This window comes from Pseudoalteromonas luteoviolacea (assembly GCF_018100925.1).
Lineage (GTDB): Bacteria > Pseudomonadota > Gammaproteobacteria > Enterobacterales > Alteromonadaceae > Pseudoalteromonas > Pseudoalteromonas obscura.
In genome coordinates, this window is the sequence record NZ_JAGJEH010000005.1 from 260,108 (window position 1) to 284,918 (window position 24,811).

The 24,811-nt window shown below is 41.7% G+C and carries 18 protein-coding genes; 11 read left to right on the plus strand and 7 right to left on the minus strand.

The window, feature by feature from the left end; translation table 11 throughout:
* Positions 1–123: 123 nt before the first annotated feature.
* On the plus strand, positions 124–2,247 hold the full coding sequence (locus J8M00_RS12635) for a TonB-dependent siderophore receptor (RefSeq protein WP_211010623.1): 2,124 nt from the start codon (positions 124–126) through the stop codon (positions 2,245–2,247).
* Between the two features lie 63 nt (positions 2,248–2,310).
* Here the strand turns inward: J8M00_RS12635 and J8M00_RS12640 are convergent, their stop codons facing one another.
* Together J8M00_RS12640 and J8M00_RS12645 are read right to left on the minus strand one after the other, a co-directional pair.
* Positions 2,311–5,415 carry an efflux RND transporter permease subunit gene (locus J8M00_RS12640; RefSeq protein WP_211010625.1) on the minus strand — a complete coding sequence of 1,035 codons (3,105 nt, stop codon included), beginning with the start codon at positions 5,413–5,415 and terminating at the stop codon, positions 2,311–2,313.
* Positions 5,412–6,584 carry an efflux RND transporter periplasmic adaptor subunit gene (locus J8M00_RS12645; RefSeq protein ID WP_211010626.1) on the minus strand — a complete coding sequence of 391 codons (1,173 nt, stop codon included), beginning with the start codon at positions 6,582–6,584 and terminating at the stop codon, positions 5,412–5,414. Before J8M00_RS12645 ends, J8M00_RS12640 begins: the two co-directional genes overlap by 4 nt.
* A 165-nt stretch (positions 6,585–6,749) precedes the next feature.
* On the opposite strand from J8M00_RS12645, the gene J8M00_RS12650 reads away from it, so the two are divergent.
* The 6 genes from J8M00_RS12650 (at position 6,750) to J8M00_RS12675 (ending at position 13,053) form a co-directional block, all read left to right on the plus strand.
* On the plus strand, positions 6,750–7,571 hold the full coding sequence (locus J8M00_RS12650; RefSeq protein ID WP_211010627.1) for a nicotianamine synthase family protein: 822 nt from the start codon (positions 6,750–6,752) through the stop codon (positions 7,569–7,571).
* Between the two features lie 4 nt (positions 7,572–7,575).
* Positions 7,576–8,844 (plus strand): MDR family MFS transporter, encoded by a 1,269-nt coding sequence (locus tag J8M00_RS12655; protein WP_247687355.1) that lies wholly within the window; start codon positions 7,576–7,578, stop codon positions 8,842–8,844.
* A 14-nt stretch (positions 8,845–8,858) separates the two neighbouring features.
* Positions 8,859–9,311 carry a hypothetical protein gene (locus J8M00_RS12660; RefSeq protein WP_023401996.1) on the plus strand — a complete coding sequence of 151 codons (453 nt, stop codon included), beginning with the start codon at positions 8,859–8,861 and terminating at the stop codon, positions 9,309–9,311.
* 160 nt (positions 9,312–9,471) lie between these two features.
* On the plus strand, positions 9,472–10,194 hold the full coding sequence (locus J8M00_RS12665; RefSeq protein ID WP_211010628.1) for an ABC transporter ATP-binding protein: 723 nt from the start codon (positions 9,472–9,474) through the stop codon (positions 10,192–10,194).
* A 71-nt stretch (positions 10,195–10,265) separates the two neighbouring features.
* Positions 10,266–11,708 carry an ABC transporter permease gene (locus J8M00_RS12670; protein ID WP_211010629.1) on the plus strand — a complete coding sequence of 481 codons (1,443 nt, stop codon included), beginning with the start codon at positions 10,266–10,268 and terminating at the stop codon, positions 11,706–11,708.
* Complete coding sequence (locus tag J8M00_RS12675; RefSeq protein WP_211010630.1) at positions 11,695–13,053, plus strand: DUF3526 domain-containing protein; 1,359 nt, start codon at positions 11,695–11,697, stop codon at positions 13,051–13,053. Before J8M00_RS12670 ends, J8M00_RS12675 begins: the two co-directional genes overlap by 14 nt.
* Positions 13,054–13,486: 433 nt before the next feature.
* Here J8M00_RS12675 and J8M00_RS12680 read toward each other — a convergent pair whose 3' ends face one another.
* On the minus strand, positions 13,487–14,170 hold the full coding sequence (locus tag J8M00_RS12680; protein ID WP_211010631.1) for a hypothetical protein: 684 nt from the start codon (positions 14,168–14,170) through the stop codon (positions 13,487–13,489).
* Positions 14,171–14,338: 168 nt separating this feature from the next.
* On the opposite strand from J8M00_RS12680, the gene J8M00_RS12685 reads away from it, so the two are divergent.
* Both J8M00_RS12685 and J8M00_RS12690 read left to right on the plus strand, forming a co-directional pair.
* On the plus strand, positions 14,339–15,799 hold the full coding sequence (locus J8M00_RS12685; protein ID WP_211010632.1) for a hypothetical protein: 1,461 nt from the start codon (positions 14,339–14,341) through the stop codon (positions 15,797–15,799).
* Between the two features lie 480 nt (positions 15,800–16,279).
* Positions 16,280–16,750: a hypothetical protein gene (locus J8M00_RS12690; RefSeq protein ID WP_211010633.1), complete on the plus strand. Its 471-nt coding sequence runs from the start codon at positions 16,280–16,282 to the stop codon at positions 16,748–16,750.
* 258 nt (positions 16,751–17,008) lie between these two features.
* Here J8M00_RS12690 and J8M00_RS12695 read toward each other — a convergent pair whose 3' ends face one another.
* On the minus strand, positions 17,009–18,115 hold the full coding sequence (locus J8M00_RS12695) for an FAD-dependent monooxygenase (protein ID WP_211010634.1): 1,107 nt from the start codon (positions 18,113–18,115) through the stop codon (positions 17,009–17,011).
* Between the two features lie 100 nt (positions 18,116–18,215).
* Here J8M00_RS12695 and J8M00_RS12700 point away from each other — a divergent pair, with 100 nt between their 5' ends.
* On the plus strand, positions 18,216–19,103 hold the full coding sequence (locus J8M00_RS12700; protein ID WP_211010636.1) for a LysR family transcriptional regulator: 888 nt from the start codon (positions 18,216–18,218) through the stop codon (positions 19,101–19,103).
* Between the two features lie 62 nt (positions 19,104–19,165).
* Here J8M00_RS12700 and J8M00_RS12705 read toward each other — a convergent pair whose 3' ends face one another.
* Together J8M00_RS12705 and J8M00_RS12710 are read right to left on the minus strand one after the other, a co-directional pair.
* Complete coding sequence (locus tag J8M00_RS12705) at positions 19,166–19,645, minus strand: hypothetical protein (RefSeq protein ID WP_211010638.1); 480 nt, start codon at positions 19,643–19,645, stop codon at positions 19,166–19,168.
* A gap of 154 nt (positions 19,646–19,799) precedes the next feature.
* On the minus strand, positions 19,800–20,642 hold the full coding sequence (locus tag J8M00_RS12710) for a hypothetical protein (RefSeq protein ID WP_211010640.1): 843 nt from the start codon (positions 20,640–20,642) through the stop codon (positions 19,800–19,802).
* A 745-nt stretch (positions 20,643–21,387) separates the two neighbouring features.
* Between J8M00_RS12710 and J8M00_RS12715 the strand changes: the two genes are divergently transcribed.
* Complete coding sequence (locus J8M00_RS12715) at positions 21,388–22,548, plus strand: alpha/beta hydrolase-fold protein (protein ID WP_211010641.1); 1,161 nt, start codon at positions 21,388–21,390, stop codon at positions 22,546–22,548.
* Positions 22,549–22,703: 155 nt separating this feature from the next.
* On the opposite strand, the gene J8M00_RS12720 is transcribed toward J8M00_RS12715, so the two are convergent.
* A complete protein-coding gene (locus J8M00_RS12720) occupies positions 22,704–24,719 on the minus strand; it encodes a tetratricopeptide repeat-containing sensor histidine kinase (protein WP_211010643.1) in 2,016 nt (671 codons plus the stop codon).
* Positions 24,720–24,811: the final 92 nt, after the last annotated feature.

Below are 24,811 nucleotides of genomic sequence, written 5' to 3' on the forward strand. Positions count from 1 at the left end.
GCCAGCTCGATAAAAACAGAAAAACACTTTGCAACAAATACTTAAACGATAATCCTTAACACTCGCATTGACACATGCTAAAGTACCCAAAAACGTTATAACATATCAAATAAAGGATTTGTAATGAAACCCCTAAACTATGCTTGTCGTTTAAGCGTACTTTCTCTGTCACTTGCTGCTATTTTCTCTGCTCACGCCGACAACGGTATTGAAAAAATAGAAGTCACCGGTGAACGCCAAGCTTATCGAGGTGAGTTCACACACTTGCAATCACCTGAATCTACTTTCGAATTCGACTCACAGCTCATTGAAAATACGGGATTAACTGACCTGACAGATGTTTTAGACATGTCAGCATCTGTTAGCCGTCAAAACAGTTTGGGCGGGCTTTGGGATAGTTATGCTATACGTGGCTTTTTTGGCGATGAGAATGTACCCAGTGGTTATTTAGTCAATGGTTTTAATGCTGGACGAGGGTTTTCTGGGCCGCGCGATGTATCAGGTATCGAGCGTGTCGAAGTATTGAAAGGACCAAAGGCTGCTTTATATGGTCGTGGCGAGCCGGGTGGTTCAATTAACTTGGTGACAAAAAAACCGACGTTTGACTCTGCAAGCTCGATTGCGTTGACAGCTGGTAGTCGCGCTCACCGTCGCTTAGAAGCCGATGTAAACGCTGTACTTGCTGATGATGTTGCTGGTCGCTTTATTGGTTTTTATCAAGAAGAAGATAGTTTCCGCGACACCATTGAGACGCAAAAGCAAGGGTTTATGGCTTCACTATTGTTTGAACAAAGCGAACGTTCTAGTATTTCTTATGAATTAGAATACGCTGAGCATGAGATCCCGTTTGATCGTGGCATTATCGCACTTGGCGGTAACTTTGATTTTATGCCAATTGAACGCTTTTTAGGGGAGCCTGGAGATGGGCCAACGACCACAAGTGTACTTGGCCATCAGCTAAAGTGGGATTACGACCTTAATGAAACATGGGCGCTTAGCTCCGCCGCTGCGTATCGACAAACTGAGCTAGATAGTTTTTCAAGCGATGCTGAAATCGCGCCTCAATTCCAAAAGTTTTATCTAGATGGCCAAACTCTAGCGCGTCAGCACCGTGAGCGCCATTATGACACTGATCAATATGTTGTACGTTTTGAACTCGCTGGTGAAATAGAAACAGGTGCTATCACGCACAATATTATTGTGGGTGTGGATTACGACCGGTTTGAATACGATCGTTCTTATCTTGTCGCGCGTGGTAAGCCGTTGCAGTTAAATCCAACAGACGCAGAAATGTATGCGATAAATGTGCACAAGCCTGTATATGGTCAGTTTACACCTGGAACACGCGTTCCTGCGATTGTTCGTCAGCAAAATCAATGGGCAACTGGTTTGTATATTCAGAACCAAATGGCATTAACTGATGCGCTTTCGGTCCGTATAGGTGGTCGCTTTGACTCATTAAAGCAAACTTTAGAAGACAAGGTAAAAGGCCGTAACACTGAACAGTCTGAAAACCGCTTTAGCCCACAGCTTGGCGTGGTATTTCAAGTGGCGGACAATTGGTCTTTATACTCGACCTATGGTGAAGGTTACCGACTAAACTTTGGTGCCAACGCCCAAGGCAGTGCTTTTGATCCAAACGAAACGGAATCGATCGAGTTTGGTAGTAAATGGTCTTTACTTGACAATAATTTAGACATTACGTTTGCGTATTTCGACAGTGAACAGAAGAACATCATTGTTGCGGACACCAAGAATCTAGGCAGCCACCTTGCCATTGGTGAAGCTAGTAGCGCAGGTTATGAGCTCGACATTGCTGGTCAATTACCTGCCGATATTGAAATTCGATTCTCTTACATGTTGTTAGATGCGCAAGTTGAAGAAGACTATGTAGATACAGGTATTTTTGCAGCAATTAAAAAGGGTGACGATCTGCTCAATATTCCAGAGCACTCTGCAAGTCTACAGCTGAGCCAGTACTATGAGGTTGGTGGTAATGCACTGACAGTGGGCGGGGGCTTACAATATGTAGATGAAAGACTTGGTCAGCGTGGTTCAGACTTCTACTTACCATCTTATGTGACTGCAAACTTTTTTGCACAATATGATCTGAGTGACAACTGGTCAGTAAAAGCACAAGTACACAATGCATTTGATCGTACGCACTATACGAATTCGTATACTCAGATGTGGGTACAGCCGGGCGAGCCTCGTAAAATCTTAGTTTCGACGTCTTATCAATTCTAATTGACGTGAACCGATAAGTCTCAAAAAAAATGCCTTGGTCAGTCTCCCTGCCAAGGCATTTTTTTATGCCTGTTGCGTAGCCAAACTGCTTTTCAGTAAGATAAATAGTCGTTTGATATCTTCTATCACAACATATAAACAGGGCACCAAGACCAGCGTAACTACAGTCGCAAACACAACTGAGAAGCTTAGCGAAATGGCGGTAGGGATGACAAATTGCGCCTGCAGACTAGATTCAAACATAATAGGCACTAATCCGAGAAAGGTGGTCAATGAGGTCAATAAGATAGCTCTAAAACGTGATACGCCAGCACGGATGACGGCTTCTGTCATATCCAAGCCGTTCGTTCTGTTTTTGTTTATCACATCTGTCATAACAAGCGAGTCATTGATCACAACACCAGCTGCTGCAACTATCCCAAAAATAGACATCATGCTGACACTGTATCCCAAGAAATAGTGGCCCCACAGCGCACCGACCAAGGAAAATGGGATCACAGACATGACGATGAGAGGTTGCACATAACTTTGCAGTGGTAACGCTAATAAAAGGTAGACAACTAGCAGCCCCACGATGGCAAAACTGACTACTTGGCTCTGTTCCTTGCGCTGTGCAAGTAAGTCGCCACCCAGCTGTGTCATTAGCTCTGGGTATTTAATACTTAACTCGGGCAGTATTTTATCTTCGATTACATCGGAGACTTGCTTTAACGCTGTTTGCTGTTGGTCAACATTAGCACTGATGGTAACCACTTGATGGCCTTGCTCTCGGGTGATAACGGATATCCCTGGCACTTCTACTGTTTCAGCAACATCTCCAAAGAAGACCTGTTCACCGTTTTTAAGGCTGATCACGGTGCGCTCTAAAGCACTTATTCGTTCGCGATTTTGTTCCACCCCTTTGACCATGAATACAACTTCTTGACCATCACGCATCACGCGTTGCATCTCAATACCGTAAAATCGAGCGGATACTTGTTGCGTGACGTCCCTCGCCGTGAGTTGCAGCTGATGAGCGAGTGGCTTTAGCTTTACCTGATATTCGGTTTGTGCGCTATCTAAAGAAGAGAAGACGCTATGAACCCCTTGTATTTCATTCACTCTGTCGATGAAATCCTTACTAGCGAGTTGTAAAGTCGCAATGTCATGGGCAAATAGCTGATACTGAAGGTCACCTTTTTCTGCGATATCAATGACGTCTGATTCGATCGTGAGTTTTTTCACCCCTGGGATACTAGGTAGTTGCTCACGCCAGCGCCTAGCCAATTCAAAAGTATCAAAAGGACGGTCGGCTTCAGGGATCAGCGGAGTGACTACTTCAGCTTCGGTGAGATGATCGACACGTGTATACATAGCTTCAACCATGCCTTTTCCTGTTTCAGCTTTAATATTTCTCTCAACACGTTGAATTACATCTTCTATTTGCGCGACTGCGGCGAGCGTTTGGGCTTCTGACACATTGTGATTCATTTGAATATTAATCGATGGATAGTCGTGAGGAACTTTTGGGATCGGTGTGAAACGCACCTGACCACTTATTAATAAACTCACAGCAAAGACAAATAAGCAAACAAATCCAATGATCACTGCATAGCGGTGATTGATACTGCGTGTTAGCAGCGGTACATACTGATTGTACAAACCTTGCTGGAATTTGTTGTTGAAGCGCACACGCCAGTGGTTGTCAGGCTGGGTAGGCATAGGGGTTGCGGCTAAATGCGCTGGCAAAATCAATTTAGATTCAATCAAGCTGAAAAACAAACACAAAATACATACACCAGCAATGGCAATAAATTGGCCTGAATTAGGGCCAGTACTGAGCATAAAAGGCATAAAAACAGCAATGGTGGTGAGTACACCGAACGTGGCGGGCATTGCAACTTTTTGGGCTCCGAGTATTACCTGCGTATTTGAATGCCCGTGGTGCTCAATTTGATCACAGACACTTTCGCCTATGACTATGGCATCGTCCACAACGATCCCAAGTACCATAATAAACGCAAAGAGTGATACCAAGTTAATGGTGATCCCCAAAAATGGCATCAGCCAAAATGCGCCTAGCATGGCGACAGGTAAGCCCACCATGACCCACAATGCCAAACGTGTGCGCAAAAATACCGCCAGCACTATAAATACCAGGATGGCACCTTGAGCTAAATTGGTCAGCATCATATTTAAGCGGCCATCGAGGTAATAGGTCACGTCAACAAATTCATAAATGTCTACTTCGCTTGGGAGTGTTTGGCGCTTGCGCTCAATATATGGTTTAACAGTATCAACGACAGCAGTTAATGATTGCTCTTTAGATGCTAACACCATTATGTATAGAGCGCGTTTGCCATTAAAGCGGCCTTGATTGAGTGACTCTTTAAAGCCATCTTTAATATTGGCAATGTCTTTAAGATACACTTTTTCGCCTAACATGCCTGTCAGTATCGGCACTTCGGCTAAACCTGCACCGAAATACTGGCGCTGTTCCAATCTTAAATAGATATTGCCGCTGGCTGTTTTTATTTGACCTGCCGAGAGATTGTCTGATTGTGCATGCAGTGCCGAGACAACTTGCGAAAGCGTTAAGTTATACTCTCTAAGCTTGTTAGGTAAAACTTCAATGGCAACTTCGTAATCAGGCATTGCTGATAAATCAACATAGGAGATCCCTTTAAGTTGCAGTAGCTCATCTTTCATTTCATCGCCGAGTTGTTTGAGTGCAACTGGGTTTTCAAGCCCTGAGACGACGACGCTAAATGCTCTTTGGCGCTGAACATTTTCATAGACAAGCAAGGGGTCCATATTTGAAGGGAATGTGGCAATACTGTCTAGTTTGAGTTTTATCTCGTCTAGTCGTGATGCCATGTCTTCGCCATTGTGCAACTGAATTTCAACTCGTCCGCGGGAGGGGGAAGCTGTGCTAATGATGCGTTTTACACCAACTTGGGGTTTAAGTGCTTGCTCAATTTTAAGTAGGATATTCTCTTCGATCTCTTTTGCAGATGCTCCGAGCTGTATTGCTCTGACTGTCACTTTATTGCTCTCAGACAAAGGAAAGGTTTGGCGCTGAATACTGTTGTAGCTAAGCAAACCCATACACACAATCAACAACAGCATTAAGTTAGCTGCAACAGGGTGATGTACAAAGTAACTTATCAGACCTTGTCGCTGGTTCATTGTCTATCTCCTTTCTCTGCAAGTTGCAGCCGCTCAGTTCGCAACTTGACCTGCATACCGTTTTGCGGATATTCAGGGAGCTGAGTAACCAATTGATAGTTATCCTGACTTGGTGCTTTTAACAACACAAAGTCGTGCTCTTTTCGAATGACTTCGGTGGTATATTTGATCAGCTCGTTATTTGCAGATAATAACCACACCGCGTTATCTTTTAGTTGTGCTTGAGGGGTTTTTAGTACATTTTTTAGTGTGATCCCAGATACACTGGCTTCTAAAAACTGGCCAAAATACAGAGGCGATTTATCATTGTTAAGTGCATAGGGATCGTCAATTTGAATTACATAGTAAGCCATGCGAGTACGCTCACTAAAACGCCCTATATGGCGTGTTAAAGTGCCCAATCGAGCAAAATTATCGACGCTGATTTTGACGTTATCGGCGGGGAGTTCAGGTAAAAATGGACGGTCAAAACCAGCGACTGGGACGTGGATTTCACCATATTTTAAGTTGGCCAGCTGCCCTAAGCTCTGACCTTTGGAAACCACCTGACCTAGGCCGGTGTTTCGACCGAGTATCAGCGCATCATAAGGTGCGTAATATTTTGTTCTGAAAAGATTTTGCTCCGCTTTGTCTAAGCTGGCCTGAGCTGCTTTTAGATGTGCCTTTGCACTGGCAACTTGGGGCTTCCTAAGGGCCAGCGCTGTGGTGTTGGATGTGTGAGCCCACTCTTTCTTTGCTACCTCAGCTTTGGCTAGCTCTTCTGAGAGCTGCGCTTGGGCTAATGCGACACCCGCTTGTTTGTCTTTTACTTCTGTTTCATAGTCAAAAGGGTCAAGTGTTGCTAATACTTCCCCTTTTTTGACAATGCCACCTTCAATAAACTTCATGTTTAGCCACGCGACTTTACCGCCAAGTTCAAAAGCGACGTCCGTTTTTTCGGCAGGTTGTAATACACCGGATAGTGACAGTGTTGTTTGATAATCGACAACATTGAGTGGTTGGGCTACAACATGGGGACGAGTATCCACAGGCGGTGTTATCGCCGCACTTTTTTTACCAAATTTCAGTAGCGCTGCACATGCTGAACCACCTGTTACTAACACCACAAGCAAAATCGCAATTCGCTTTGTATGTATATGAAAATAAGACTTATTTTTATTTATTCCCATGAAAATGTCTCTGTTTGCACCTGGTTTAATTGTAAATATATTGTTTCAATATTTAACTAACCAACTAAGCTAATTGAAATTAATTCAGTTGAGTAGTTTACATCGGGGTTACTTGTGGGATATGTTATAACATAAAAATAGGGACAATACAGTAAACACTAACTTATGAATATTTCAAATCAGGCTGCCATTCACGCGACTCAAATTGTGGATGGGTTCGAGCATATCAAGTCGATGTCTACGCTTGAGATCACGCCAGATAACATGGCTACCTTTCACCAATTTTTAGATTTGCTGTCCAATGAACACGGCAGTGAGTTTGCCGATAATGTACTTGCGCAGCCGCAGATCCAAAAAATCAAACCGGGGATCCAGCAATTGTTCAGCCACGCTTCTAGCCTATACGAGCGACACTGGGCTGAGCGGATTGTGGCAAGTGATGACCCAAACGAGGTGCTGGGCAACGAGTATCCATATTACAAACACTATCAGCGTGCCACTGGACTGGAAATAAACGCCATTCACTCTTTGGCGGACGAACCGGTGAAAAACGTACTTATGGTCGGCTCAGGTGCATTGCCATTGACGACGTTAGCGCTGCACAACTCGGGTTTACAGGTTGATAACCTAGATATCAATGGCCCGGACCTGTTGCTGGGCCAGCAAGTGTGTCAGTCACTCTCACCTGACAATGAAATGACGTTTATTCACAATGATATATGTCAGCAAGGTAACTTGGCGCAGTACGATGTCATTTGGCTAGCAGCCCTTGTTGGTGATGAATCACTAAAAAATAAAATTGTCGCGCACCTGTTTGAACACATGAAGCCGGGTGCACAGCTGGTTGTGCGAACTGCATACAATCTACGAACCTTGCTTTATCCAAGTATTGATGAGCAGGGGTTAGCGCCGTTTCAGTTGAAACTTAAGATCCAAACTTATGCGGATAATTTTCACTCAATTTTGATAGCGCAGAAGCCAGTTTAAGACTATGTCTATTTTTACCTCATATTTTAAGCTGACAGCAGAATATCGCTGGATGCTGATCGCTGCCTTTGTATTTAACCTTGGGTTTTATATGCTGATCCCGTTTTTAGCGGGATATTTGAAGCAAGACCTGTTGCTGAGTGCGACCTTAGTCGGGGTGGTACTTGGTGTACGTTCATTTTGTCAGCAAGGACTGTTCCTTGTCGGTGGTCTTTTAGCTGATCTATTCGGCGAAAAAAAACTCATTGTCATTGGGTGTTTGCTAAGAGCAATTGGCTTTTGTTTATTCCTGTTTGCTGATGTGACGGCAATCCTATTTCTCGCAGCGTTTTTAACAGGGTTTGCAGGGGCATTGTTTACTCCAGCGGCACAAGCGTATTTTTCCAAGCAACAAGTGCTTAGTCGCGCACAAATGTTTTCTTTGGTTGGTGTGGCAAGAAATGGCGGGGAACTGCTGGGCCCGGTGTGCGGCTTGCTTTTGCTCAATATCAGTTTTGATATCTTGTGCATCGTCTCCGCATTGCCATTTGCCATGTTTGCGGTTGTTTTCACGTTATTGATCCCACAACATCAAAAAAAGCAGCAAAGCGACAAGGCCAATGTGTCTTCATCATCCAAACAAGGTGGCGTAAAAGCGATGGTCGCGGGTGTACTGAGTAACCGAGAGTTTCTAAAGTTCTCGGCGGTGATGGCTGGTTACTTTATGCTTATAAACCAAATTTCCTTTGCGATACCTATGCATATTGTCAATCAACAAGGTGCACCGCAAGATGTGGCATGGGTACTAACGCTATGTGCCGTGATCTCGATATTTTTACAGTTTCCAGTTACCAAGTTATGTGAGCGTTGGCTGTCACCAAAACAATGGATAAGTATTGGTATTGCATTGATGGGGGTGTCTTTCTTAACGCTTATTCCAAGCTGGCCTTATAGCCAAGGCGTATTGTATTACCTTCCGCTTAGCTTGCTCGCAGTTATTTTTACCGTGGGTACCATGGTCAGTTTCCCGTTTATTATGAGTCAAATCTCTGAACTTGCTAAAGACAAGTCAGTGGCAACTCATTATGGCTTTTTTTATCTATTTGCTGGCGTTGGTTTGATCGCAGGCAGTAGCGTTGTCGGCGTTGCGTTTGATCTGTCAAACATTAGTGAGCACTTAGCATGGTATTGCCTAATCTTCATTGGCCTTATTACGGCGATACTAAACACGCTGCTGATGTCTTCAGCTACCCAAGAAGACGAAAGTCAAACAACCAGCCCATCTACCCATTAAGTAAGGAACATCAAATGATTCAACTCACACCACAGCAGCAGCGCGCTTATATGTCGGACTATTTAGAAAATGGTTGGCGTGAAGAGCGTATGTCTTTTAGTTCAGTTTCTCTAGAGCCAGGTTATATTGATGGCAGGATCAATGTAGAGCATTTTCAGATGCCTGGAGATGGTCAATTCCATTTCAGTGCGCAAAGTGCCATGATTTGGATATCTCAGCTGGGCATTATTTATGGCTGTTGGGACAATCAACTTACCGAAAAAGTAGGGGAGGTATACCTGCGAGATTTAGATATAAAATTTAAGCGGCCTATTAACATTACAGAAGAAGTTCGATTCGAAGGATTTTTTCCAAAACACTGTAAGAAGCAACTGTCAAAAGACCTTGTGTACTATAAAAATGGGCAGATCCATGTTGAGGGAGGCGCATTTACAGGCACAGCTAGTTTTCTAGTGCCTATCGGCTAAATGATAAATGTTTCTATTTAATCAACAAGTGTTATGTTATAACTAAGCAATATTGCGTTCATCGCATATTTCAAGTTCCGCTCAAGTGAAGTGCGTTATGTCTCGTATCAGGGATGATGCATTTTGCTGAGGCGGAATTTTTTAGTATAAGGAGTGTTTTGTGTTAGAAGCCAAAAATTTAAATAAATCATTCTCAGAAAAACAAGTGATTAATGACCTGAGCTTTAAGGTCGAGCAGGGCGAAATTATGTGCCTTTTGGGTGCAAATGGAGCAGGTAAAAGTACTACCCTAAATATTTTTCTTAATTTTTTACAGCCTGATAGTGGCCAAGCCCTGATCGACGGTGTGAATGTACACAGCAGTTCGGGCTCAAAGGAAAAACTCGTTTACCTGCCAGAACAAGTTAACCTTTATCAAGAATTTAATGCGATAGATAACCTCAAATACCTCGCCAGTTTGTCTGGTCTAACAGTGTCTGAAGCACAGATCAATGCTGCATTAGATGAGACCGGTTTAGAGCCCGGAGCACGCTCTCAATCATTAAAAAACTATTCAAAAGGCATGAGACAAAAAGTGGGCATTGCTTTTGCGATTATTCGTGAAGCCAAAGTACTCTTACTCGATGAGCCAACTTCAGGATTAGATCCGAGCGCAACCCTTGAGTTTATTCGTATTATCGAGCAACTTGCAAAAAAGGGGGCGGCTATTTTAATGGTAACCCATGACTTTTATTGTGCGCATACCCTAGCGGATAAAATTGGCATTATGGACAAAGGGACGCTGTTAACACTACTAGATAATCAACAACTTCCGCTCAACACCCTGGAAAATACCTACCATGAGTTAATTTCAGGAAAAAGTGCGATACGCGAGGCAAGCTAACGCAGCATTTAACGCAACAAAATCAAACTCGTTGCGTAAATAAACCGCGTTCATACAGGAAATATAATTACATGATTAATACCAGAGTAATGAAGATATTTCGCCACGAATTAGCCAGTAAGCGTAAAAGCCCTAGCTTGTGGTTGATCTTCATCATGATCCAACTATTGCTCGCTGTTGCCTTGTTTACCGGGTGGCAGCAATATCAACACAATGCACAAACGCAGGCCACGGCACAGACCTTGGTAGAACAGCAGTGGGAAGCTCAGCCAGATAGACATCCACACCGAGTGGCGCATTTTGGCCATTTTGCTTTTAGAACGCCAAGTGCGCTAAGTTTTTTTGATCTAGGCGTGAACTCATGGGTTGGCAACAGCATATTCTTAGAGGCCCATAAGCAAAACAGTGCAAACTTCGCCAATGATCAAGATGGCGGTACGTTACTGAGGTTCTCTGAGTTAAGCACTGCTAATATCCTTTTAACCATTTGGCCCCTGTTGATCATTGCGTTGGGCTTTGCCAGCATCAGTGGTGAACAAAAAAGTGGTACTTTGCGCCAGCTGATGTCCATGGGCGTTTCATTCAGAGATTTGATCACTGGGAAAAGTCTGAGCTACTTGTTGTTGTCAGTGATATTTATCTTACCAGTGTTTATTTTGGCATTATTACTTGCCTTTAGCACTGGTGCTTCTTTCTCTTCAGAAGCACCGCTTAGGTTATTACTTTTATTCACCGTCTACATATTGTATTGCTTATTTTGGATTGGCTTAACCCTGTTCGTATCAAGCCTAGTGAAAGCACCAAAACAAGCCTTGGTATTACTGACATCTTTATGGTTTATTTTAACCATTTTAATGCCTCGAATGCTGGCTGAATTTGCACACAACCAGTACCCACATCAGAAGCGAAATGACTTTGAGTTGGCTATCAAGTTAGATAACCGCAAAGTAGGTGACAGCCATAATCCAAATGATCCTTACTTTAACAAGTTCAAAGAGGAAACCCTCAAAAAGTATGGTGTTAGTACAGTGGAGCAGTTGCCAGTTAATTATAGAGGCTTGGTGATGCAAGAAGGTGAAAAGCTCAATGCCGAAATCTATAAAAAGCACTATGAAAACCAGCTAGCGCAATTTGCGGCGCAGCAGCGCTTTGTTAGCCAGTTTTACTGGTTAAATCCCTATTTATTTGTTCGCGATTTTTCAATGGCACTGACACGCACAGATACGAGACACTTTTTGGACTTTGAGCAACAGGCAGAAGCGCATCGCTACGCGCGTATTCAAAAGTTGAACCAATTGCACACCAATGAGATCCATCATCACAACGACAGCGATCAACGTATTGATAAATCTTACTGGCAAGAGTTTGAAGCGTTCTCTTATCGGTCTCCAGTATTGAGTTGGTCGTTAAGTCCGTTTTCTTTGGTTTGGTTACTGCCTTTGCTGGTGGTCTTAGCGATGTTTGGGACTTTGAACTCTAAAGGTATGCAAAGGAGAGTTTATGCTACTGTTTAAACTTGAATGTAAGCGACTGTTTTCAGGGGCTGTAAACAAACTCGTCCTGTTACTCTTTTTAGTTGCAGGTATTTTTGCAATTTATCAAGGTGCTCAAGGCTATAAAACGTTACGTATCGATCAATACAAATCTAAAATAGTTTTTCAAAAGGAACGTGAACACGTCAATAAAAGAGAAACTCTCCCAGCTGCTGGCTCGCTAGCTTATTATGCCAGTGCGCCAACTGAGTGGAAGTTGAGTCCATGGGCGGCTTTATTTGTGGGAGAAAGTCACTCTTCAATGGTTGCAACTAAAGTGCGTGCCACAGCATTGCAAAGCCAGATTTTTAACCGCGAGATTGTGAACCCTGCGCAGCAGCGTACTGGTGGCTTAGATCTGGGCTTTGTATTGGTATATTTGCTGCCTTTAGTCATTGGCATATTGACGGTGACACTGATATCTGATGAACAGCATGCTGGCCGTTGGCGAATGTTAAATGCCCTGCCAACCAGCGCGTTTAGTCAGGTGGCAAAGCAACTTGCACTGCGCTTTGCGGTGATTTGGCTGTTAGTTATACTGCTGCTAGTGAGCGCTGCAATACTATTGTCTTTGCCGTTTGACGGCATATTTTGGACTGTAATAGCCGCGACCAGCTTATATATGGTTTTTTGGTTCAGCATTGCCGCGCTAATTATGAGTTTTGGTAAAAGCAGTGTGTTTAACAGCTTAACCTATTTAAGTAGTTGGGTTGTGTTTGCCATGTTACTGCCCAGTGCAGTGCACCTATATTTGTCAAATCAATATCAAACCAACGCGCCACTTGAAATAAGCCTCAAGCAGCGTGTAACGCTCAATGATGGATGGGACAAAGACAAGCAACAAACCCTCGATACATTTTTACAGCATGAGTCCAACTGGCAAGACACGGCGCCATTAGGTGAGGCGTTTGACTGGAAATGGTATTATGCTCAACAGCATTTAAGTGATGTAGAGGTTGAACAGCTGTGGCAGCAGTACCGTGAAACCAATCTGATGCGACAGCAAAGTTTGCAACGTTTGAGTGCGCTATCTCCATCGTTATTTTTTCAACTGAAATTGAACCAGTTGGCAAATACCAGCAGCGCAGATCAAGCTGACTACCGTTTGCAGGTAGCTGAGTATCATCAGCAGATCCGTCATTTCTTTTATGACTTCATGTTTTTTGATAAGCCAGTGACAAAAACGGATGTAGAAAACTTCCCGCTATTTGAAGCAAAAACACCAGCTAAAGGTGTCGATGTTTGGCAGTTGTTGATAAGTACACTGTTTATTTTGATTTTGGTGATTGTTGCGACTCTTAGATTAAAGCAACTTCGACCAATTTAAACAATAAAATAGAGGCCCTAACAATAGGGGCCTCTTTCATCAACAGAGTAAAATGCGATTTAAAGTGATGAGCCGCTTAGTCTGCATGCTTATGTCTACTCCAAGAAATCAAATATCAAAAACCACAAACCAAATCTTGTCCATGTTTCTAAACCATTGGGGCACTTTTTAAGTACGGCCCATGCAGTTTAGTTTTCCCTGACTAATCAACTAGGCTCAATTACCATGCAGCCTTCTGTTTACACTCTTCTAGGCGGATAACATTTACTCATATAAAAATAGTTTTACATGTTAAAAAGTTTGGTGATTTAAATTTTATTATTACCTTGTTTTTTCTGTGTTTTATAATAGTGGTAAGTTGAGTTAACAAGATATTAAAGCTTGCTTCATTCTGTTTTTTATAAATCACTATCACGTCAGTTATAAAAAAGATTTATACGGATATATTTATTCTCGGGTTTATTGCATCGGCCATTTTGGAAGAAAATAGTAAAGAGTTGCTTAATACTTTTTCTTCTAACGTTTGATAATCTTGGCCAAAACCGTCATCATGAAATTGTTTCTCAAAACTGTGACTTAACTCGTTTAGTCTAAATTTTCCGTAGAAGTCTTTAGCTTCGACATTACTATTTACATCAAAATAGCGAACAATATCAGCCATACCTTCATGCACCTGTTTGTAAGCGCTTTTCAGCTCCTCGTTACCATTTATTTGTGCTTCCAGCTCGGCTCGGAGCGAGGTAGCTATATTTCCTCCTACCAATTGGAGGGTGCCATCTTCTTTTTGAGCAAGGTCGAGTGCATTGAAATCGATATTTGGGTGTAAAGTCGATTGTGTATCTTTAAATTTCTCAAACTCTTTTAGTGTTGTGGCAAAAGCAGCTTGTGTTTTGTCCTGTATTTCGAAGTTTTTTACATTATATTCATATGCTTCTTGTTGAAATTTCTTTATTTCTTCTTCGCTTGCAACAACCGTATTTATAATCGATGCAGGGACAGCGTTGAGTTTTTCAGCGGGAGATTGTGTATCAATAGTAGTAGATTTTGCTTTTGTTAAAGCTGCGTTATTGTTGACTAAATCATGTTGTGACTTTTGCAATGAAGATTTTATATCCATAATTTTTTTCCTTGATTATTACATCTTAATATCAGTACTTTAATATAAATCTAGTCGTTTTCAAAACTGATTTAAATATGAAATAGTTAATTTGATTTGTTCCTTTATATTTATTATCGTCAAAATGCTTAAAAACTTTAAGCATTTATAAATAAGAAGGATTTGATAATGTTAAAATTACTAAAATACTCCTCGGTTGCTATTGCTGTAACAATGGCAGGTTCAACATTCGCAAGTAATATTGTAGTTCCAAAATTGATAGATCAACCTGTTTCTATTTATGATTTTCCAGGTACTCACTTTGACGGCAATCAAGTAAGATCAGCAGAGGAAGGGGGTCTAAAAACGAACATTCCTTTCCAAATCCAGCATTTAGAACGCCGCAATCAAATAGTCAATGCTATGAATACTTCTACGTTTAGTGCTGGCGCAACGATGTCTCAGAATAACACCAGTCCGACACTCCAAGAGCGCAGCGGGTGTCCCGAACTTGGCTTGGATAGTGCAGTTTATGCGTCATTCTCTCAACCAAACGATATAACTTGCTTTAGTACTCAAATCACTGAATCTACTAAAATCGAAGGCTTATTAGTAAATATTCCACAAGGTGTTGACTACAATTTGTATTTATTTAAGTTAGAAGATGACAACAGTTTAACACCTTTGGATACGTCGGTTTCAACAACAGCGGCAACAGAGCAGGTTGTATATAAAGCCGACCCTGGTGCGTATGTTATGGTTGCGCAATCTATATCTGGAACGAGTGCAGACCAAAGTATTATGGCATGGTTCAGCCACCCTAACTTTGATGCGCAAGAGGCTAATGATAAGCCGGGTCAGGCAACTACTCTTCCGAGTAATGGTAATATTGTTGGCAATATTGATAGTCAAAATGATCAGGATTTCTTTGTGTATAGTGCTGGCGCATCGCAGTCGAAGTTGTCATTTAACTTTGCGGCGAGTGACCAATTTAGCTTAGAAATTTGGAATGGTTCTGGTTGGACTAAAGTACCAAATAATCAGAGGCTTAATATTGATGTTACGCCAAGTACGAATACTGTTTTTTTAGTTAAAGGCGATCAGGCTAACTTACCTCCCACTTCAGCGCAATATTCTTTTGCCGTATCAGATCCGCTATCGGGCGCAAGTGTAGGTAGTATTCGAACATACAACAACGAAAACTTAACCAATTTACTCGCGCCAAGCTTATTAGAAGCACACCAAGAAATTGGTATGTCAGGAACGGTAATTGATGGTTCAGGGCAACCTGTGCCTTTCGGCTTGGTATACTTGAATGTTTATAATAGAGAGCCAATCGGCGTGCTTGCGAACGAAGCCATACAGGCTGATGAAAACGGTAAGTTCAATCAGCTAGTTGCATTACCCGATTGCGTAGGTGCAAACGATCACACTCGCCAAAATCGTGTCACACGTGGTACGCCAACTAGACCTGAACTGACTTGGGACATTAATTGGAATAGTGGCGTTTATGAGTATAAAGCACCAAACTCAGAGCGCGGGATCGTAGTGGAATTTGCACATATCTGCAAAGAAAAAATAACCAGAAGCTGCTATTGGGATAGAGATTTTAGTAGCGGTGAGGATAAGTACATTTGTAATCGTTTCTAAATTTCTAAGTTTTATTTTTTGAAATGCCACAAAGGGGAGTTCGCTCCTCTTTTTTGATGATCTATTTCGCATGGCGTGATAGAGACTAATTACTTTGCTGCATAGTTTAAACACTTGGCCTGTTAACCCTGCAAATTTATTGGAAAATGGTGCAGCTAATTATCCGGCATATAACGGAATGTCTAAAACTATCGAGATTGCGAAGCAGTATGTGGATTGTAGGAAGTAACTTTCGGCATGAGAAGTATATAGTATGAATGGAAGCGTATTACATAAAAATATTGACGTTGCCTTCAGGGGGGGCTTACCCAGTTAAAATCTAACATAAATTAAAAAGGGGCTAATTACTAAATTAATGATGAATAACCCATTGAAGTTGCTTCTACAAGTTGTAAAAATGGCGTCTTATATTCGATACGCACGCTTATCTTCTCTCTATGCTATGCGTTTTTTTGTTAGATAGAGTTTTTGGAACAATCTATGAAGATTTTGATACCTATTTTTTTACTTTCATTTTTATCAGCTTGTGTCAGTGTTAACACAATAGATGATCTAAGGGTTAATTCGGATAAAAGCCCAGTTTATAGCGCTGTTAATAATTATGAAAAGTTAGAATATGACATGATAAATTATTTAACTGATTGCTTTAGTTCAACCTCAAAAGATTTTAAGATGAATGGTGTTAATCTAGGCAGTTCGGCTTTTTCTCTTGAAGAACACAAGGTAGACAATGGAGTGGACTTTGTTCTCAAGCGGTACCTCAATGGCGGAATGCTTCGCGAGAGTGGGTTTCATTACCAGCTTTTATATGCTTTAAGAAAGGGTGACGAAAATCAATCTCAGCCAACAGTCCAAGTTTATTCAAAAGTTTTATTCAGGCTAAGCGATACATTTGACGATGTAGAGAAAATAGCCAACGGTGAAGCTGTCAAGTGTTATCCCCGTTCGTAATTTTAGACCCGATATATAAAGGTGTTTTATTATATAGATTTAGTCCACTTGATGTATTGGCTGTTTGATTTTTTTGTCATGCCCAGTTGCTTTAAACCTGTTTTTTTCAAATGGCTGTACCGCCGCCAGAGTCAATGGAGTTTGTTTATAGCAGCGCGATAGCGGATGTTGTAGGCGCAAATTGAAAGGTGTGGTATTTGGATTATCCTTTTGCAAGCGCCATATCCTATATAGCGCTTTGTTTAAGTGCAGCATCTCTTAGGTATTTTCTAATCCTTGCATCCAAAGTGCACTTACTTGTTTTGCATCCATCCTAACTGGTTCTTGCGGCTGGTTTGAAAAAAATTGCTCGGCCAGCTGCCTGCCAATCTGCTGAATTGTTGTGGTCTTTTCGATTCTTATGTCATAAAAAGCACTTAGTGCGTGTTGAATATCAGTGTGAGATTCAAGTTGCTGCGTTAGGTGCCATGCGTCTTCTAGTGCTTGACAAGCCCCTTGACCAGAAGTGGGAAGCGAAGCGTGGGCGGCGTCACCGATGAGCACTAAATTATCTCGGTGCCAGTGCGGGAACGGGTCGAGGTCATGAACAAATATTCTTTTTACTGAGCCCATATTATATGTGCGTAAAACTGTTGTTATGGCCGCAGGCCACTGTTCAAAGTGACGTTGAGCGTCTTCAACGTAACTTTCAGTGGAGCGAGTGGTATCAATTGTACACCCCCAAGCCGCAGCCCAATAGCATAAGTCATCGTTCACCGGAACAATACCAAAACGCAAGCCTGCTGTTCGATATTCTTTGATGGTGTTAGCATGCAGGCATTGTGGACGTGGGCTTATTCCAATCACATTGACAAAGCCCTGAAAGGAAGGGCGGGACTTATCTCCAAATATGACTGCACGCATACTTGATTTCATCCTGCCATCGGCACCAATAATCAGATCAAACTTGTTTGTGAGCAACACAATATCTGCGTCACCTATTTGAGTATTAAAATGACAGCGGATATCTAGGCTTTGTGTACACTGATATAAAATTTGCATCAGGTCTTTACGTAAAATAGTAACACTTTCATGTCCGCAACTTTGATTGAGCTGAGCAATATCTAATTGTGCTAAGGCAAGGCCATGTTGATTTAGCTGTTGGACAAATCTTGGGGGATTTCCTCGTTGCAGAATTTGCTGAGTTAAGCCCATTTGACTCAATACAAACATGGCATTGGGCCACAAAGTGACGCCAGCACCAAGATCAGAGATTTGGCCTCTCTTTTCAAAAATCTCAACATAATACCCGCGTTTCGCGGCCAAAATCGACATCGCTAGGCCGGCAACACCAGCGCCTACAATCGCAATTTTTTTTTCGTACATTTAATTTATCTCCAAAAGAATCCATCTGAATTTTGACAAAACAAAATAATGGGATAAATTGTGATTTGTTGTTTTTATAATCCCAAAAGATGAGTTAATAGTGCTAGATAGAGTCGAGTTAAAATGGTTACTAAGCTTTGAAGCAGTATTTTTGCAGTCGAGTTTTAAGCTAGCCTCAGAGCAGTTAGCGCTGCCGACATCTAATGTGAGCCGGCATGTGGCACTTTTGGAGCAGCAACTCAATGTACGTTTGTTTGAGCGAACGACACGAAAAATGACCGCTACGGATGCAGGTCATAAGCTCTATCGGTCAGTAAGCCCACTTCTAGAGTCTTTGCAAGCGTCGTTAGAAGCTGTATCTCAGCAGGGAAATAACCTATCAGGTCATTTAAAAATAATGACGCCCGACTTGCCCTTTATGGCTGAAGTGCTTGCCAATTTTAGTGTTCAATATCCCTTGATCCAGCTAAGTTGTGACACTCAGTTGGCACCAAAGGAAGGGTTGTTAGATGGCTTCGACCTTGTCTTGAGCTTTAGTCGCGGTGCCTTGGAAGATTCTGGCTGGGTGGTGAGGGAGTTGGTGCGTTGGCGCAGTTGCATTGTGGCCGCTCCAAGCTTGCTTAACAGGCACACCAAACCAAATACACTTGATGAGCTGGCTGTTTTACCCTGTATCACGACATTATCGGTTTTGCAGGGAGCGCCTTGGCGCTTCAAGCAGGGTTATCTATTAAAAGTGAAATCGAGTTACAAGGTAAATAGTGGTAATATGGCAAAAGCGGCTGCACTGAAAGGGCTCGGCTTTTCAATTTTACCCTATCATGCATGTCAAAGTGAGATAGCACAGGGCTTGCTTGTAGAGGTAGAGTTAGACCGTGAACCTGAAGATCTTGTTTTGAACGCTTTTTACTCTGGTCGTAAGTACCCTTTGGAAAAGGTCAAAGTGTTTTTAGCACACCTTCAAACTGAATTAAAATCTCTTGCGTAGTTAATTTGCAATAGGGGCTGGTATACAAGCCCCTATATTAGGCTATAGCCTAACCAAAGAAGTTATGGCTCAAAACCACAACGGAATACACGTGTTACACGCTGCTCTGTACGGCAGTTAGTTTCAACTGTGCGAGTGCGCTCTTCTGTACGTGTGTTTTCTGAGATTTTAGTTACCCATCCAGTGTAATTAGCCGTAGCGATCGATGGCAGACCTGAACTATTGTTATACCAGTAAGTTGTTGACTCACTTCTGTATTCAGAAGATGGACAGCTTGATTGAGCAAACTTTGTATCCCATATCACTTTGGTGCGTGGTAAGTAAGACGTAGGCTGATGCCACAAATGACCAAGATTTAAAATACCGTGGTATTGGCAATCTTTAAATGTCACGGTGTATGTTTCTTGAGTTGTGTCACAAACGCGTACATTGCGCACAACTTCTTCCCAATAACCCTGACCACCAGGACAGTTTGGACGCGCGTTGGCAGATGCACTTGTAAAGGCGATAGCTGCAACAGCTAATGCTAAGATTGATTTCATGTTTTTTCCTTAAGTTTATTATTGTTATCAGAATTAGTTTCTGATTTATTGTTAGACCCGTTTTGTGTATCAAGTAAAGCGACACAGCACGGAGCCTGAACCTGTTGTGATTCAGTGTTTTAAATATAATTGAGCACAAGTTGCAATATTGGTGTTACATATTGAGCTTTTTTAGCTGCTCTTCAGTAAACAAAGACTTAATTTCAGAGAGTACGTCTTTGTTTATTTCTATATTATCCATACCGTAGGGACTGCCCATATTCCCAAGCTCGACTTTGTTCGTTGAATAAAGCGCTGTAGAAAGCCGTGCAACCTCTTGCTGTTGAAAATCATCTAAGTCGAGGCCCACCAATGATTGGCGTAGTGACAGCTGCTTTTGTTCAAGCTTAATTTCAGTTTGCTGTTGCTCTATACGGGCGTAATTATCAAGCTGCTCTGGCGTTAAGATAGTGTGTAAGGCATGAAGGTATTCTTGTGTATTGTTGTTCAGCTTCGTCGCTATCTGTTCTTGAGTTAAATGAGACTCACCAGCGCCTGCATTCCAAGCAAGGTAATCTTGTGTTGCTTTTTGTTGTAGTAGTTGCTGCAGCGCTTCTTCAGAGCTGTTGTCTAAATTGAGTTGTGTTGCGATATGTCTTGATGCCGGTAAAACTGTTTGGTTGGCAATCGCACTGATCACGGCTTCGTCCTGTATTTTTGGCGACGGTACTGCTGGTTCAGATATTTGAGGAGTTTCATCGATATAATCTAATGACTGAGAAGGGAGCTGAGTATCAATTTGAGTACGAATTGCGGTAGGCGAAGCACTTTCAAGCGCCTGAATTTTTGAATTCAAGCTCTGGTTTTCTTTTATCAGTTCAACGATTTGTGAATCTAAACTTGGATCATAGTTTATAGCGCTAGGCGATTCGCTTTGTATAGGCGAGGGTTGCAGCAGAGATACGCAGATACATCCAACTACCGCGCCACCGATAAAATATAGTGCTCTTTCTTTCATATTGATAACTCTTTCTTTATGTTTGCTTGGCGCAATGAATTAACAGCACGAAAAATATATTTGATGGCCGAACTCAATTGCTGCATTTGTTATTATAAAAGTCAAAAGTTTATAAATTGACAAGAGTGGTTATATTGTTGTTTATCTGGTAACAACTGAAAAGCTGTAAAATATTCCATTTGAGCATTTTTAGAACTGTGTTATAGGCGTTTCCGAGTGATATCGGGAGCCCTTGATGTATATGGTACCTTGTTGATGTCTCTTTAAAAATTGGAATTGTCGCCAAGTGATTTTGGTGGTTTTTTATTAAAAATCAGATGGTTATTGAGTGTGGTTCAGGAAGTCGTTTTTACATTTAAAAGACGTGGATCAGATAAGTTGACTACATAAGGTTACTAAGTCACAAAAAGAATGGGTTCGATCAAAATAAGGGAAATATTCTAGTAAAATTAATTGGCACCCACTTGGTGGTTTTATGTCTGTATTTTATTGATTTAGCATTGCGTAGAACCTACTGGAGGTCGCACTCTATAACAAAGAGTTGGGGAATATGAGTGGGTAGAGTCATTTTAAAAAAAGTGTATGTCGGTTTTCTTCGTATTTTCGCCATTTTGTTCAGTAGTAAAATCTCTGAAATTTTGAAGTGGAGCAAACCCTATTCTCAGCACCCTTCAACTCAGTTAATATGGGAGTAGAACATGCTTTAAGTATTATAATAATGATTAAAAATAAATAAGGAATACATATGCTTCATAAGTACATGTTAGGGATATTATTAACTTTGTTATCGGGCTGTGGTTCTGCGTTAGCTCATGAGCAACATCAACAAACCAGAACGATTAACTCCAAGCTCCTCAATGAGCAACGGACTGTGACAATTCAACTACCTAACTCATACTTAAATAACACAGATCAAAAATATCCGGTGATTTATCGTCTTGATGGTAAAGAGAGCATGGCGATTGAATCTGCAATGTTGAACAAGCTATACCAATCTGGATCTGCACCTGAAGTGATCATAGTTGCAATTGAAAACACTGACAGAACACGAGATCTAACGCCGACAGTTAATTACGATCCGAGAGGGCCTGTTGGCGCGGGCGGTGGTGGAGACAAGTTTTTAGACTTTGTTGAAAAAGAGCTTATCCCTTACGTCAATCAGTCTTATCGTGTCCACGACTTCAAGGTGTTTTCGGGAGCTTCAATTGGTGGCTTACTCGTTTTGCATAGCTTTCATTCTAGACCTCACCTTTTTCAAGGGCATATAGCTTATAGTCCGGCTGTATGGTGGGCAGATCAGACAACCAAGAAAAAAGTGAAGCAATTTGTGTCATCTGTATCGTCGTATAATAATTATCTATATATGAATATTGGCTCAGAGCATCTATCCATGCGAAGAGTTTATGACGACTTATCTGTCCATATACAAAAAAACAAACCTTCAGATTTAAAACTCGTATTAAATACCTTTAACGACGTACCGCATGCTATGACCTCTGCAGCAGGTGCATTTAATGCGTACCACACACTTTTTTTACCGTTAGTTATGCCAAATAAAGCGTTAGTAAATGGTGTGAGCAGCATCAAAGACTATTATCTGAAAGTATCTTTGCAGCGCGGTGAGCAGATACAGCCTCAAGAGTGGGTGCTACGCGAACTGGCTTACGGATTAGTTGAAAAACAAGCCTTTAAAACTGCGATTGAAATATTTAAGTACAACATCGCTTTATACCCGAAAAATGCAGATGCATATAATGGTTTGGCATATGGCTATGAGCAAGCAAAACAATTCTCCAATGCGTTGGAGCAAGTCAATATTGCTTTGTCACTTGCAAACGAAGGAGACAGCGGGTTTGATGTTTATAAAAGTCGACAAACGCGTTTAAAGTCACTGTTGCAGTTGTAACTTTTAAGCACCGCATCTCTCTAGTGCATAACTGACTGATGAAAAGGGTACTCCCGTGTTCAAGTTGGGGTTCAGCCGATTAAATCAGCGCTAGAGTGTCAATTTGATTTGAGGTAATGGGGCTAGGTTTACGAAACCAGCCTCCGACACCATAGTCATTGCAGTTTTTTAGGAAAGCGCACTATAAACTTCGCACCACTTGATTGATGCTCATAGCTTATTTCCCCTTTTAGGATTTGAACGACTGAGTTGTACGCAATATTTAAGCCTAACCCTAGTTTCCCTTGGCCCAATTGGCTGGTGTAAAAAGGGTCAAACATATGCAGCTGATCTTCTTCGCTGATCCCAATACCATTATCTTGGTAGGTGATTACCACGTATTCATCCTCTTCCTCAACATCGATGTTAATTTTTCCTGGGGATCGGGCTGTAAAACCATGTGCGCAGGAGTTGTTAACCAATTGAGCGACAACTTTTAGTACAATTTCAGGGTGAGAATGGGCATGTACCGGGTTGCCAAATACGGTGAGATTGATGTCCTGCTCAAAGCTTTGGGCGAGCAATTCACATCGCTCTGTAAGGTATGCAAAAACTTCAAAATCAACGGCTTCACTGGAATCTAGATTGGCAGCAATCATTTTAAATTGCGCAATCAAATCGGCTGCGCGGGTGGAGTTGTTTGCTGTCATTGCAAGCATCTCTGACGCTTCTTCTAAAAATATGGTCAGTTGACTAGCGCTGAGTTTTTTAACCGTGAGTAGTTCGCGTATTTCTTTTAGTTTGTCTTCAAGACATGATGCAGAGGTGACCACCAAGCCCAACGGCGTATTTAGTTGATGAGCCATTCCTGAAACTAACGTTGTCATGGCTGACATCTTTTCTGACTCCAACAGTTGTTTTTGTGTCGCTTTGAGGTTTTCTAGAGTTTCAGTGAGTGTTTGGTTCTTTGACTTGATCCTGCGAACAAAGAACACGGTGAGCAGTGTAATGATGGCTGCGGCTATCAATACAACAATGAGCTGCTCTCTCGCAGCTTGAGTATTTATCTGGTGCAAAACATTTTCCTGCGTTAGCTTGGCAATATCTCGCTCTTTAATTGCTAGATTCATTTGTGCGGAGTAAAAGGCAACGCCTATTTCAGCTTGCCCTTGTAAATAGTCAAACTTGCTTTGCATCAGGGGCTTAGAAGTTTCAAGTGCACTTTTCCAATCTTGGACCTGTTTAAAATAATCTACTAACAATTGATATGCTTGGGTTTCTTCTTGAAGTCGAGAATGCTCGTCACTCAACGCAATTATTTTCCTAAGCTGAGACTCAACATCACGATATGACTTTTGCATTATCTTGATTTTAATTGCGTCAATTTGTGGTCCGATACTGTCGGCAATTGCATTGCTTTGTTGGCGGATCTTAATTGCAGCTGCTAAGTGTTGCCCTGCTAATTCAAGCTCTTCAAGTGCAAGGTAGGTTTTACCTAAATTATGGTGAGACCACGAACTATGGTAAGTCAGGTTATGTTGTTCTCTGAGGTTTAAGCTTTCTAAATGCAGTGCTAAGGCTTTTTGGTATTGCTCCAAACCAAAATAAGCTTCGCCTAGATTATTTAAGCCGACGCCCATCTGTTGCGGTAGATCTCTTGCTTTTGCATCTTGATAAAAGCGTTGAAAGTAGGTTTTTGCGTCCTCAAATCGACCGAGCTTGAGGTAGACATTGCCGATATTGTTTTCGGTTTGACGCAAGAACAATTCAGTGTCCATCAAGGCGGCTAGTTTGTAGCTTTCTAGATAACTTTCCAGTGCTCTCTCATATAGCCCCATACGAGTTAATGCACCGGCTGTAAGGCTATGGTAGCTAAATAGGATCGTTGGATCTGAGACGTCAATACTCATTTTTTTACACTGCGACAAAGTTGAAATAGCGCCGTGAATATCGTCAGTTTGAATCTGAAACCAAGCTTTACCGTACAGTAAACGTATTTTTTGTCGAGTGGTGAGCTTTCCACTATGCCTGATCAGGAGTTCTTCAGTAGTAATGATTGCTTGAAAAGGAGATTGCGAAGATGCACTGCGTATTTCAGTTCTGAGCTGTTCAAATTCATCTTCGTTGAAAGGTGCTGCCAAGGCTGCTGTGCTAAAAAACAGGACTATCAAAATTGTACAACGTAACAACATCAACGTCGTCTCTCTTTAAACTGCTAAAAAAATAAGCATAGCAGTAAATTGGATATACGCATTGGTAAATTTAAATAAAAATATAAAGGAGG